The following is a 14,440-nucleotide window of genomic DNA, read 5'->3' as shown; positions in this document are numbered from 1 at the left end:
CCGGGTCCGGACGGCGCCGGCCTGACGCCGGAGGACCCGACCGGGCCGCCGGAGCTGCTGACCAACGGGTACCGGCAGAGCAAGTACGTCGCCGAGAAGGTCATCGGCCTGGCCCGGGAACGCGNGCCTGCCAGACCCGGGACTTCGTCTGGCTGAGTCTGAAGGGCAGCCTCCAGGCGCGCACGGTGCCGGTGGGTGCGAACGCGTGGTTCCCGATGGTGCCGGTGGACTACGTCAGCGCGGCCGTCGTGGCGCTGTCGCACACCGGCCACAACCGGACCTTCCACCTGTTCAACCCGGTCGCGATCAGCTTCGCCGAGATGATCGAGCGGCTGCGGGAGTCCGGCCATGTGCTGGACGAGGTGTCGTGGGACGAGTTCGTCGCCACCGTGCGCGCGGACCGGGACAACGCCCTCTTCCCGGTGATCGACATCTTCCGGAGCTACATGACCGCCGGCGAGGCCCTCTACATGCGGATGGACGTCAGCGCGACGGAGGCCGCCCTGGCCGGCACCGGCATCGCCTGCCCGGAGATCGACGCGGACCTGTTCCGCACGTACGCCGGGTTCTTCACCGAGGCCGGCTACTTCCCGGCGCCGGTCAGCGCCGGGTAGGCGTCGCACGACGCCCGTGTTCCCCCCGCACGGAGGCGTCGGACGGCCGGAAGGGCCGGATGGTCGCGAGACCATCCGGCCCTTCCTGGCGTACGGGCCGACGTGGGTCAGTGGCCGTCGAGGAACTGGAACAGCTCCTCGTCGGTCGCGCCGGTCACGTCGATCTTCTCCACCGGCCGGTCCGCGGGGTCCTGGTACGCGCGCACCCGCACCAGCAGCTTCTCGATACGCTCGGCGATCTCGTCCACGTCCTCGCCGGACGGCGTGGAGCGGGCCAGCGCGGACTCGACCCGCTCCAGCTCGCTGAGCACGCTACCGGTCGGCGCGGAGCCGAGGGCCGCGAGTTCACGGACCAGCTCGTCGGCGACGGCCGCCGCCGTCGGGTGGTCGAACACCAGCGTCTGCACGAGCCGCAGTCCCGTCGCGGCACTCAGCCGGTTGCGGAGTTCCACCGCGGCCACCGAGTCGACGCCGAGGTCGGAGAAGGCGCGCTCCGGATCGAGCGTCCGACCGGCCGGGTACTCCAGCACCTCGGCCATCTGCGTGCAGACCAGATCGAGCAGGAAGGCGTGCCGCTCGTCCTCCGGCATCGCGGCCAGCCGGTCGGAGACCGAGCCGGTGCCGGCGAACGCCTGCCGGGGCGCCCGCGGCGTGGCCCGGCGGCCGGCCAGGCGACGCATGATCGGCGGGAGTTCCGCCTGGGCGCGGATCGAGGCCAGGTCCAACGCGACCGGCACCAGCACCGGTTCGTCGAGCCCGAGAGCGACGTCCAGCAGGGCCAGGCCCTCCTCCGTCGAGGTCAGCATCACGCCGGAACGGGCCAGCCGGGCCACGTCCACGTCGGTCAGGTGCCCGGTCATCGCGCTGCGCTCGGCCCACATGCCCCAGGCCAGCGACACCGCCGGCAGCCCCTGGGCCCGGCGGTGCTGGGCCAGGGCGTCCAGGTAGGCGTTCCCCGCCGCGTAGTTCGCCTGGCCCGCGGGGCCGATCAGGCCGGACATGGAGGAGAACAGCACGAAGGCCGACAGGTCTAGGTCGCGGGTCAACTGGTGCAGGTGCCACGCGGCGACCATCTTGGGGTCGAGCACCGCGTCGAGCCGTTGCGGCGTCAACCCGGTCAGCACCCCGTCGTCGATGAGGCCGGCCGCGTGCACCACGGCGGTCAGCGGGGCCTCGGCCGGTACGGCGGCGAGCAGCCGCGACAGCGCGTCCCGGTCGGCCGTGTCGCAGGCCGCGAGCACCACCTCGGCGCCGAGGGCGGTCAGTTCGGCCGCCACCTCCGTACCCCGCTCGGAGGCGGCCCCCGTGCGGCTGACCAGAAGCAGGCGTCGCACGCCGTGCGTCGAGACCAGGTGCCGGGCCACCACGGCGCCGAGCGTGCCGGTCCCACCGGTGATGAGCACCGTGCCCGTGCCGAAGGGCGCCGACGGCACCGACCCGTCGCCGGCCTCGGCCCGCACCAGGCGGGGCGCCAGCGTCCCGCCGGACCGCAACGCGAGCTGCGGCTCCACCTCGACCATCGGGGCGAGCGCGTCCCACGGCACGTCGTCGGTGTCCACGTCCAGCAGGGCGAACCGGCCCGGGTGCTCGGTCTGCGCCGACCGCACCAGCCCCCACACCCCCGCCTGGTCGAGCCCGTCGACGGTGTCCCGCGACCCGGCGGCGATCGCCTGCCGGGTCACCAGGACCAGCGTCCCGGAGGCGCACTTCTCGTCGGCCAGCCACTCCTGCATGATGCCGAGCACCGCGCCGGTGAGCCGCCGGGCGTCCGGGCCGGCCGGGCAGGGCAGGAACACCACGCCCGGATCGGGCGGCACGTCCGCCGTCCCCTCCGCCAGCGACCAGCGCACCGCCGACTCCGGGCCGGCGGACACCGGCGTCCATTCCACCCGGAACATCGCCTCCGCGGGTGCACCGAGGGCGCTTGCCGGCGCCGGCCGGAAGGCCAGGGCGTCGATCGAGGCCACCGGCGCGCCCGTCACGTCGGCGAGCCGGATCGACACCGCACCCGGTCCCGCGGGCGTCATCCGGACCCGCAGCGTGGACGCGCCGACCGCCGACAGGGAGACGCCCGACCAGGTGAAGGGCAGGACGGCGCCGTCCATGCCGTCGAGGAACGACCCGTACCAGACCGGATGCAGCGCCGCGTCCAGCAACGCCGGGTGCAGCCCGTAGCCGTCCGGGTCGACCGCCGCGGGATCCGGGGTGATCTCGGCGAACACCTCGTCACCGTGGCGCCACAGCGCGGTCAGCCCCTGGAACGCCGGGCCGTAGTCGTAGCCCCGGGAGAGCAGGTCGGCGTACACGTCACCCAGCGGCACCTCCTCCGCGCCCTCGGGCGGCCACACGGCGGCCTCGAACTCCCCGGCCGGGGCGGCACCGGCGGCCAGCACGCCGTCGGCGTGCCGCGCCCAGTCGCCGTCCCCGCTGCGGGCGTGGACCGACACCGCGCGCCGCCCCGACCCGTCGGCGCGCTCGACCACGACCCGCACCGCGGCCCCGTCCTGCTGCCCCAGCATCAGCGGGGTGTGCACGGTCAACTCGTCGACCAGCTCGCAGCCGACCTCACGGCCGGCCCGCAGCACCAACTCCACGAAGGCCGCGCCGGGCACGATCAACCGGCCCAGCACCTCGTGGTCGGCGAGCCAGGGGGTGCTCTCCGGCGACAGTCGACCGGTCAGCACCGTGACGCCGGACTCCGGCAGTTCCACGACGGCGGCGAGCAGCGGATGCCCCCCGGCGGTCAGTCCGGCGGCTCTCAGATCGCCCGCCGCGGCCGGCACGTCCATCCAGTACCGGTCCCGCCGGAACGGGTAGGTCGGCACCTCGACCGTCCGGGCGCCCGTCCCCGCGAACACCTGGGGCCAGTCCACGTCCATGCCGTTGGCGTAGGCGGTGGCCAGGGCGGCCAGCGCGGTGGCCGGCTCGGCGCGGTCCGCGCGCAGCACCGGCACCATCACCGGCGCGCCGTCCTGCTCCGGGAAGCAGCCCTCGGCCATCGCGGTCACCCCGGCGTCCGGGTCGACACCGACGAACCGGGTGACCCCGTCGTCGTGCAGGCGACGCACCGCGTCCGCGAACCGTACCGGCTCGCGGACCTGGCGCACCCAGTACTCGGGGGTGCACACCACGTCGGCCGTGAGCAGCTCGCCGGTCACCGTCGACACGATCGGCAGGACCGGCTCGTGGAACGCCACGTCGGCGAGGACCTCGCGGTACGCCGCCAGCATCGGGTCCATCCGGGCGGAGTGGAACGCGTGGCTGACCCGCAGCCGCTTGGTGCGCCGGCCCGCGGCGGCGAAGTGCTCGGCGACCCGCAGCACGGCGTCCTCGTCACCCGACACGACCACCGACGCCGGCCCGTTGACCGCGGCGATGCCGGCGCCGTCGCCGTCCAGGGCCTCGACGACCTCGGCCTCGGTGGCCTGCACGGAGACCATCGCGCCGCCCTCGGGCAGCCGCTCCATCAGCCGGCCCCGGGCCGCCACCACGCGGCAGGCGTCCTCCAGTGTCCACAGTCCCGCCACGAACGCCGCCGACAGCTCGCCGATCGAGTGCCCGGCCAGCACCTCCGGCCGGACCCCCCAGGAGGTGAGCAGCCGCGTCAGCGCCACCTCGACGGCGAACAGCGCGGGCTGCGCCCATCCGGTGCGGTCCAGCGACCCCGCCTCGTCGGCCGCCGTGCCCCCGAACAACTGCTCGCGCAACGGGCGGTCCAGCAGACCGTCGAAGCCGGCGCACACCTCGTCGAGGGCGGCCGCGAACACCGGGAACGCGGCGTACAACTCCCGGCCCATGCCGGGCCGCTGGGTGCCCTGACCGGCGAACAGGAACGCGGTCCGGCCCGGCCGGGCGAGCCCGCGCACCACGCCGGGCGCGGTGTCGCCGTCGGCGATCGCCTTCAGGCCGGCCACCAGCGCGTCCCGGTCCCCCGCCACCACCGCCGCCCGGTGCTCGAACGCCGTCCGGGTGGTGGCGAGCGAGAACGCGGTGTCCAGCGGGTCCCACGCGCCCCCGCCGGACAGCAGCCGTGCGGCCTGCCCGGCCACCGCCTCGGGCGTGCGACCGGACAGCGCCAGCGGCACCAGCGGCAGCGACCGCTGTGCCGGCGGCTCGGGCACCGTGGCTTCCGGCGCCTGCTCCAGGACGAGGTGGGCGTTGGTGCCGCTGATCCCGAAGGAGGACACCGCCGCCCGACGCGGGGCGCCGTCCGTCACGGGCCACTCCCGGCGGTCGGTCAGCAGGCTCACCGGGCCGGCCGACCAGTCCACATGCAACGACGGGGTCCGTACGTGCAGCGTCTGCGGCAGGACCCCGTGCCGCAGGGCCAGCACCGTCTTGATCACGCCGCCGACGCCGGCTGCGGCCTGGGTGTGCCCGATGTTGGACTTGAGCGAGCCGAGCCACAGCGGGCGGTCGCGGTCCACCCCGTACGTGTCCATGATGGCCTGGGCCTCGATCGGGTCGCCCAGGCTGGTGCCCGTGCCGTGCGCCTCGACCGCGTCCACGTCCGCGGGAGTGAGCCCGGCGTCCTCCAGCGCCTGCCGGATCACCCGCTGCTGCGACGGCCCGTTCGGCGCGGTGAACCCGTTCGACGCGCCGTCCTGGTTGACCGCGCTGCCCCGGATCACCGCGAGCACCGGATGGCCGAGGCGCTGGGCGTCCGAGAGCCGCTCCACCAGCAGCATGCCGGCGCCCTCGGCCCAACCGGTGCCGTCGGCCGCGTCGCTGAACGACTTGCACCGGCCGTCCGGGGACAACCCACGCTGGCGGCTGAACGCGACGAGCATGCCCGGCGACGACATCACCGTGGCGCCACCGGCCAGCGCGAGCGTGCACTCGCCGCGACGCAGCGACTGCACCGCCAGGTGCAGCGCGACCAGGGAGGACGAGCAGGCCGTGTCGACGGTGACCGCAGGCCCCTCGAAACCGAAGGTGTACGCGATGCGGCCCGAGGCGGCGCTGTTCGTGGTGCCGGTGAGCAGGTGCGCCTCCGCGCCACCGGTGGCCTGGTGCAGCCGGGGACCGTAGTCCGGCGCCATCGCACCGGCGAACACCCCGACCCGGGCGCCACGCAGCGCGGCCGGCCGGATCCCGGCCCGTTCCAGCGCCTCCCAGGAGGTCTCCAGGAGCAACCGCTGCTGCGGGTCCATCGCCACCGCCTCGCGCGGCGAGATGCCGAAGAACTCCGGGTCGAACCGGGTCGCCCCGCGCAGGAACCCGCCGTGGCGGGTGTAGGTGCGGCCGGCGGCGTCGGGATCCGGGTCGTACAGCGAATCCAGGTCCCAGCCCCGGTCGGTGGGGAAGTCGGTGATCGCGTCCCCGCCGGAGTCCAGCAGCCGCCACAAATCTTCCGGCGACTCGACGTCGCCGGGGAACCGACAGGCCATGGCGACGATCGCGATCGGTTCCCGGCCGGCCTGCTCGGTGTCCTTCAGCCGTTGCTTGGTCTGTTGCAGCTCGGCGGTGACCCGCTTGAGATACTCGACCAGCTTGTCTTCGTTGTTCACAGAGCCTCCGTCAGGATGTGCCGAGTTCGCCGTCGATGAGGTCGAAGAGCTCGTCCAGAGCCAGCCNCACCGGCGGCTCGGCCGGGGCGGGCGACGGCTCGGCCGGGCCGAGCACGGCGGCGAGGTGGGCGCCGAGCGCCGACGGGGTCGGGTAGTCGAACACGAGCGTGGCCCGCAACCGCAGCCCGGTCGCCGCGCTCAGCCGGTTGCGCAGGTCGACCGAGGTCAGCGAGTCGAACCCGAGTTCCTTGAAGGTGCGCTCGACGTCCACCGAGTCTGATGCGCCGTGCGCCAACACGGTGGCGGTGTGCTCGCGGACCAGGCCGAGCAGGGCCTCCGCGCGATCCGCGGCCGACATCCGAGCCAGGGATTCGGCGAGTGACGCGGTACCGCCCGCCGGCCCGCCGGCGGCCTCCGCCCGGCGGACGCGGTCACGGACCACCCCGCGCAGCAGCGCCGGCACCGCGCCCAGCGCCCGGATCGCGGCCGGTTCCAGCCGCGCCGGTACGAGCAGGGCCTCCCCGCCGGCGACCGCGGCATCGAAGAGGGCGAGGCCCTCCGTCGAGGACAGCGGGGCCAGGCCGGCCCGCCGCATCCGACCCAGGTCCGCGTCGTCGAGGTGGCCGGTCATGCCGCTGGCCTGTGCCCACAGCCCCCAGGCGAGCGAGACGGCCGGCAGGCCCCGTGCGGCGCGGTGCTGGGCGACGGCGTCGAGGAAGGCGTTGGCGGCGGCGTAGTTGGCCTGCCCCGGCAACCCGAGGATCCCGGCGACCGAGGAGAACAGCACGAACATCGCCAGATCGCGGTCCCGGGTCAGCTCGTGCAGGTGGAGCGCGGCGTCGGCCTTGGGCCGCAGGACCCGGTCGAGCTGGTCCGGTCGCATCGCCTCCAGCACGCTGTCGTCGAGCAGCCCGGCGGCGTGCACCACCCCGGTCAGCGGGTGGTCGGTCGGGATCGACCCGAGCAGCGTGGCCAGTGCCTCCCGGTCGGCGGTGTCGCAGGCGGCCACCGTGACCGTCGCGCCGAGCGCGGTCAACTCGGCGGCGAGTTCCGCCGCGCCCGGGGCGTCCGGGCCGCGCCTGCTGGCCAGCAGCAGGTGGCGTACCCCGTATTGGGAGACCAGGTGCCGGGCGAACAGCGCGCCGAGGGTGCCGGTGGCGCCGGTGACCAGCACGGTGCCCGTGCCGAGGTCCGGTGGCGTGGCCCGCGGGCCGGTGACCCGGGCGAGCCGGGGCACCAACGGCCGGCCCTTGCGGACGGCGACCTGCGGCTCCCCGGTGTCGAGCGCGGCCCGCAGGGCCGCGACCGAGGTTTCCGCGCCGTCCGGGCCGTCCTGCCGATCCGGTTCGTCGAGGTCCACCACGACGAACCGGTCCGGGTGCTCACGCTGCGCCGTCCGCACCATGCCCCAGACCGCGGCGCCGGCCACCCCGGCGAGGTCCGCCCCGGCCGGCTCCACGACCGCCGCCTCCCGGGTGACGAGCATCAGGCGCGACCCGGCGAACCGCTCGTCGGCGAGCCACTCCTGGATCAGTCGCAGCGCCCGACCGGCGAGCGCGTGCACCCCGTCCGAGGTAGGCTCCCCGGTCAGCTCGGTGATCACCACCTCGGGCACGGGGCCGGCGGCGGCCAACGCGCCGAGCCCGGCGTACACCGGTACGCCGAGGCCGAGCCCTCGGTCGCCGACCACCGCCCACGGCCGCGGGCCGTCCGTGGTACGCGGCGCGCTCGCCTCGACCCAGTCCACCCGGTAAAGGGCGTCGGGCGGCCCGCCGATCGGCGCGTCGGCCGGCACCGGACGCAGCACCAGCGACTCCACGGCGGCGACCGGGGCGCCGGTGCCGTCGGCGAGCCGCACCGAGAAGCCGTCGGCGCCGTCCGGTGAGATCCACACCCGCAGCGCGGACGCCCCGGTCGCCCACAGCGACACGCCCTGCCAGGAGAACGGCAGGCGGCACTGCTCGCCCTCGGCGACCGCGGGGTGCAGGGCGGCGTCCAGCAGCGTGGGATGCAGCCCGAACCGGCTCGCGTCGGCCTCGGCGCCGGGCGGCAACGCGACCTCGGCGAAGATGTCCACGCCCCGTCGCCACCAGGAGCGCAGCCCCTGGAAGAAGGGGCCGTAGTGGTAGCCGAGCGCGGTCCAGCGGTCGTAGCCGCCGTCCCACTCCACCGGCACCGCACCCGGTGGCGGCCACTCGCTCAGGTCGAACGTACCGGCCCGGCCCGGGGTGAGCACTCCGCTCGCGTGCCGGGTCCACCCGCCCGAGCCGTCCGCCGGGCGGGCGTGGATCGCAATCTCGCGGTGACCGGGCGCGTCCGGCTCGCCGACGGTGACCCGCACCGCGACGCCGCCCTGCGGCGGCAGTGGCAGCGGCACCTCACAGGTGAGCTCCGCCACCTCGGCACAGCCCACCTCGTCGCCGGCCCGGATCGCCAGCTCGACGAAGAGGGCGCCGGGCACCAGCACCACGTCGCCGACGCCGTGGTCGGTCAGCCACGGCTGCGCCTGTCGGGACAACTGCCCGGTGAGCACCAGGCCACCGGAGTCCGGCAGCTCCACCACGGCACCGAGCAGCGGGTGGTCCGCCGCGTCCAGTCCCGCGGCGGTCACGTCCGTGGCGTCGCCCGCCGGCGCGGGGTCGAGCCAGTAACGCCGTCGGCGGAACACCGTCGTGGGGATGTCCGCCGGCCGGGCGCCGGGGAAGACAGCCGACCAGTCCGGGCTGACCCCGCCGACGTACGCCTCGGCCAGTGACGTCAGGAAGCGCAGCGGGCCGCCGTCGTCGCGGCGCAGGGAGCCGACGGCGACCGCCTGCTCCACCACGTCCTCCACCGCCGCCTTGAGCACCGGATGCGGGCTGACCTCGACGAAGACCGAGTGCCCCCGCTCCGCCAGCACGGCGACGGTCTCGGCGAACCGGACCTGCCCCCGCAGGTTGCGGTACCAGTAGTCGCTGTCGAGGGCCCGGGTGTCCAGCGGACCGGCGGTCACCGTCGAGTAGAACGGGATCGTCGCCGGTCGGGGGCTCAGCCCGGTCAGCACCGTGGCCAACTCGTCCGCGAGCCGCTCCACCTGCGCCGAGTGCGACGCGTAGTCCACCGGGAGGCGCTTGACGCGCACCTGGTCGCTCTCGCACGCCGCGACGAGTTCCTCCAACGCGTCCAGGTCACCCGCGACCACGACCGCTCCGGGACCGTTGACGACCGCCACCGAGAGCCGGCCGTCCCAGCGGCGCAGGCGGGCGGCTGCCTCTTCCTCGGACAACGCGACCGAGATCATCCCGCCGGCGCCGGAGAGCGCCAGGACGGCCTTGCTGCGCAACGCGACCACCTTGGCCGCGTCCGCCAGGTCGAGCGCCCCCGCGACGCAGGCGGCGGCGATCTCCCCCTGCGAGTGCCCGACGACGGCGTCCGGTTCGATCCCGTGGGACCGCCACAGGGCGGCCAGGGACACCATCACCGCGAACAGCGCGGGCTGCACCACGTCCACCCGTTCCAGCGCGGCGCCGTCGCCCAGCACCTCGAACAGGTCCCAGTCCACATGCGGGGCGAGCGCGTCGGCACAGGCGCGCATCGTCTCGGCGAAGACCGGGAAGGCGTCCAGCAGTTCGACCGCCATCCCCGCCCACTGCGAGCCCTGCCCGGGGAAGACGAAGACCACCGGGCCCGCCTCCCGGGCGGTGCCACGCACCACGCCGGGCGCCTCGGCGCCGGCGGCGAGCGAGCGCAGACCGGCGCGCAGCGCGGGCAGGTCGGCGCCGACGACCACGGCCCGGTGCGGCAGGCCGGACCGGGCGGCGGCCAGTGCGGCCCCGATGTCCGCGAGAGCGGCAGTGGGAGGCCCGTCGAGTGCCGGACGCGCGTCGAGGAAGGACAGCAGGGCGGTGGCCTGGGTGGTCAGGGCATCCTCGGCGGCGGCGGAGAGCACCCACGGCAGCGGCCGGCCGGTCGGCGCGGGGTCCGTCCGCGGCTCGGGAGCGGACGGTGGCGCCTGCTCCAGGATCAGGTGCGCGTTGGTGCCGCTGATCCCGAACGAGGAGACCGCCGCCCGGCGCGCCCGACCGGTGTCCGGCCACGGCTGTGCCTCGGTCACCAGTTCCAGGGCGCCGGCCGTCCAGTCGACGTGCGGGCTCGGCACCTCGGCGTGCAACGTCGGCGGCACCACGCCGTGCCGCAACGCCTGCACCATCTTGATCACGCCCGCGACCCCGGCGGCGGCCTGGGTGTGGCCGACGTTGGACTTCAGCGAGCCCAGCAGCAGCGGGCGACCCGGCTCCCGGCCCCGGCCGTAGGTGGCTGCCAGCGCCTCGGCCTCGATCGGGTCGCCGAGGGTGGTTCCGGTCCCGTGCGCCTCGACCACGTCGACGTCGGCCGTCGACATCCGCGCGCCGGCGAGCGCCCGGCGGATCACCCGCTCCTGGGCCACCCCGTTCGGCGCGGTGAGCCCGTTCGAGGCGCCGTCCTGGTTGATGGCGCTGCCGCGTACCACGGCCAGCACCCGGTGCCCGTGACGCCGCGCGTCCGACAGCCGCTCCAGCACGACGATGCCCGCGCCCTCGGCCCACCCGGTGCCGTCGGCGGCGGCGGAGAACGCCTTGCACCGGCCGTCGGGGGCCAGCCCGCGCTGGCGGCTGAACTCGACGAACATGCCCGGGGAGGACATCACCGCGACGCCGCCCGCGAGCGCCAGGGAACACTCGCCGCCGCGCAGCGCCTGCGCGGCGAGGTGCAGGGCCACCAGCGACGACGAGCACGCCGTGTCCACCGTGACGGCGGGGCCCTGCAGGCCGAGGGTGTAGGCGATCCGGCCGGACGCGACGCTGATCGTGCTCCCGGTCAGTCGGTAGCCGTCGGACTCGGCGTGCGCGGCGTGCAGGCGCGGGCCGTAGTCCTGCGCCATGGCACCGACGAAGACGCCCACGGACGTACCGCGGCGGCCGGCGGGGTCGATGCCGGCCCGTTCCAGCGCCTCCCACGACGTCTCCAGCAGCAGCCGCTGCTGCGGGTCCATGGCCGCCGCCTCGCGCGGCGAGATGCCGAAGAACTCCGCGTCGAACTGGTCGGCGTCGTGGAGGAAGCCCCCGCGCCGGGTGGATGAGGTGCCCGGCGTGGTCGGGTCGGGGTCGTAGAGCCGGTCGAGGTCCCAACCGCGGTTGTCCGGGAAGTCGGAGATGGCGTCGGTGCCGTCCAGCACCAGCTGCCACAGTTCCTCCGGGGAGGCGACGCCACCGGGGAGCCGACAGGCCATGCCGACGATCGCGATCGGCTCGTCGGTGGTGACGTCGACGGTGACACCGGCGGGCTCGTCGACGCCGCCCGAGGAAAGCGTACGCAGGTGGTCGGCGAGCCGCGCCGGGGTCGGGTGACCGAACAGCACACCGGCCGGCAGGGTGAGCCCGGTCGCCGCCGTCAGCCGGTCCCGCAGCTCGACGGCGGACAACGAGTCGACGCCGAGGTCCTTGAAGGTCGTGCTCGGATCGACCGCGCCGGCTTCGGCGTGACCGAGCACGACCGCGAGGGTGGAGCGCACCAGCCCGAGCATCTCGGGGGCGGCCGGGGCGGCGACCCGGGTCTCCGGCGCGGTGTCGACCGGTGGGGTCGGCGCCACGGCGGTACGGGCGGGGGCGCCGGTCAGCCAGTGCCGCTCCCGCTGGAAGGCGTACGTGGGCAGGCTCACCGTCCGGGCGCCCCGCAGGCTCCACACACGCGACCAGTTCACCTCGACGCCGCGCACGTGCAGCTCGGCCAGGGACGCGAGGAACCGCTCCGGCCCGCCCTGGTCGCGACGCAGCGAACCGGTGACCACGCCGGCCTCGACCCCGGCCTGCTCCAGCGTGTCCCGCAGCGCGGGAAGCAGGACCGGATGCGGGCTGCACTCGACGAACACCGTGTGCCCGTCGCGCACCAACGCGGTGGTCGCCTGTTCCAACTCGACGGTGTGGCGCAGGTTGCGGTACCAGTAGCCGGCGTCGAGCGTGGCGGTGTCCAGCGGGCCGCCGGTCACGGTCGAGTAGAGCGGCACCGACGAGGACACCGGCCGGAGGCCGTCCAGCACGGTGTGCAGGCGGTCCCGGATCAGCTCCACGTGGGCGGAGTGCGACGCGTAGTCGACCGCGATCCGCCGCGTCTCGACGCCGTCCGCCGTCCACCGCTCGACCAGCTCGTCGAGCGCGTCCCGGTCGCCGGAGAGCACGACCGTCGTGGGGCCGTTGACCGCCGCGACGGAGATCGCGCCGTCCCACTCGGCGATCCGCTCCCGGACCTCGGCGGCCGGCCGCAGCACCGAGAGCATCCCGCCCCGGCCGGACAACTCCGGGAGAGCCTGGCTGCGCAGGGCCACCACCCGGGCGGCGTCCCGGAGCGACAGCGCACCCGCGACGCAGGCGGCGGCGATCTCGCCCTGGCTGTGGCCGACGACCGCGTCCGGTTCGACGCCGCACGACCGCCACAGCCGGGCCAGCGACACCATGACGGCGAACAGCGCGGGCTGGACGACGTCCACCCGCTCCAGCGCGGCCGCGTCCCGCAGCACCTCACGCAGCGACCAGTCGACGTGCGGTGCGAACGCCTCCTCACACTCCCGGATCGACTCGGCGAACTCCGGCACGGCGTCCAGCAGGCCGACCGCCATACCCGCCCACTGCGCGCCCTGGCCGGGGAAGACGAACACCACCTTGCCGGTCGCCGTGGCCTGCCCCTCGACCACACCGGCGACGGTCTCGCCGGCGGCGAATCGCGCAAGTCGCTGTCGCAGGTCGGCGCCGTCCGCACCGACGACGACGGCGCGGTGCCGGAAGGCGGTGCGGGTGGTGGCCAGGGAGAGGGCGACGTCGGCCGCCGGGACGTCGTCGCCGTCCAGGAACGACACCAACCGCGCCGCCTGGGCGCGCAGCGCCTCGACGGTACGCCCGGCGAGCGGCCAGGCCGGCGTACCGGTCGCGGACCGGTCGGCCGGTGCGGTGGCCGGTGCGGTGGCCGGTGCCGGCGGCTCGGTGACCACGAGGTGACAGTTGGTGCCACCCATGCCGAACGAGCTGACGCCGGCCACCAGTGGCCGGTCCGGATGCGGCCACTCGGTCAGCTCCGTCTGCACCCGCAGCCCGAGTTCCTCCAGCGGGATCTCGGGCGGCGGCGACACGAAGTGCAGGCTCGGCGGCAACAGCCGGTGCCGGATGCTCAGGGCCACCTTCAGCAGCCCGGCGATGCCGCCGGCGCCCTCCAGGTGGCCGATGTTGGTCTTGACCGATCCCACCCGCAGTGACTGCTCCGGCTGCCGGGCCCGGCCCAGGGCGGCACCCAGCGCGGCGGCCTCGATCGGGTCGCCGACCTTCGTGCCGCTGCCGTGCAGTTCCACGTACTGCACGTCCGCCGGTGCGACGCCGGCCCGCCGGTACGCCTCCCGCAGGACCTCCTCCTGCGCGGACGCGCTCGGCACGGTGAGCCCGCTGTGCTCGCCCTCCCCCGCGCCGTCGTTGTTCACGGCGCCGCCGTCGATCACGCAGTAGACGTCGTCCCCGTCGGCGAGCGCGTCGGCCAGCGGCTTGAGCACGACGACCCCTCCGCCCTCACCCCGCACGAAGCCGTCGGCCCCGGCGTCGAAGGTGTGGCACCGGCCCTCCGGTGAGAGACCGCCAAAGCGGACCGCGCCGAGCGTCGTCTCGGCGAGGATGTTGAGGTTCACGCCACCGGCGATGGCCGTCGAGCACTCACCCCGACGCAGGCTCTCGCACGCCAACTGCACCGCGACAAGCGAGGAGGACTGCGCGGTGTCCACCGCGATGCTCGGCCCGCGCAGGCCGAGGTGGTATGACACCCGGTTGGCGATGATGGCGCGTCGGGTGCCGGTCATCGTGTGCCGGCCGATCCCGGGCACGCCGAGCCGGTCCTGGAGCGCGGCGTAGTCGTCCCACATGACGCCGACGAACACCCCGGTGTCGCCGCCGGCGAGCGTCGCGGGGACGATCCGCGCGTCCTCGAGCGCCTCCCAGGCCAGTTCGAGCACCAGGCGCTGCTGCGGATCCATGGCAGCCGCCTCGCGCGGCGAGATGCCGAAGAACGCCGCGTCGAAGCGTTCGATGTCGTCCAGGAATCCGCCGCGCCGATGCGGGAGTTCGGCGTCGTTCCACCGGCCCTCGGGAGCTTCGTCGACGGCATCGGCACCGTCTCGCAGCAAATGCCAGAACGCCCGGCCGTCGTCGGCCCCGGGTAGACGACAAGCCAACCCGACCACGGCTATCTGTCTCATGTTCTCACTCAACAACGCGGGCTGCCGGGACGGCTTGTCTCACGGGCCCATAATGCGTGGGCGATCCTGGT

Annotated in this window: 2 protein-coding genes and 3 pseudogenes; 1 reads left to right on the top strand and 4 read right to left on the bottom strand. The window is 75.0% G+C overall.

Annotation, left to right across the window (positions count from 1 at the left end):
- Positions 1–191 precede the first annotated feature (191 nt).
- The gene (locus B1205_RS25470; protein WP_140158143.1) at positions 192–614 is read left to right on the top strand and encodes a hypothetical protein; all 423 of its coding nucleotides are present in this window, start codon (positions 192–194) and stop codon (positions 612–614) included.
- A gap of 107 nt (positions 615–721) precedes the next feature.
- On the opposite strand, the pseudogene B1205_RS25465 reads toward B1205_RS25470, so the two are convergent.
- The 4 genes and pseudogenes from B1205_RS25465 to B1205_RS25460 form a co-directional block, all read right to left on the bottom strand.
- Positions 722–6,085: pseudogene (locus B1205_RS25465) on the bottom strand (SDR family NAD(P)-dependent oxidoreductase); the annotation flags it as partial.
- A gap of 49 nt (positions 6,086–6,134) precedes the next feature.
- Positions 6,135–6,482 carry an acyl carrier protein gene (locus B1205_RS33615; protein ID WP_441338561.1) on the bottom strand — a complete coding sequence of 116 codons (348 nt, stop codon included), beginning with the start codon at positions 6,480–6,482 and terminating at the stop codon, positions 6,135–6,137.
- A gap of 345 nt (positions 6,483–6,827) precedes the next feature.
- Positions 6,828–8,693: pseudogene (locus tag B1205_RS33610) on the bottom strand (type I polyketide synthase); the annotation flags it as partial.
- Positions 8,694–8,849: 156 nt separating this feature from the next.
- Positions 8,850–14,369 (bottom strand): annotated as a pseudogene (locus B1205_RS25460) (type I polyketide synthase); the annotation flags it as partial.
- Positions 14,370–14,440 lie beyond the last annotated feature (71 nt).

The organism is Micromonospora sp. NBS 11-29, assembly GCF_002140155.1.
GTDB lineage: Bacteria > Actinomycetota > Actinomycetes > Mycobacteriales > Micromonosporaceae > Micromonospora.
This window is presented reverse-complemented; position numbering and strand designations above follow the sequence as displayed.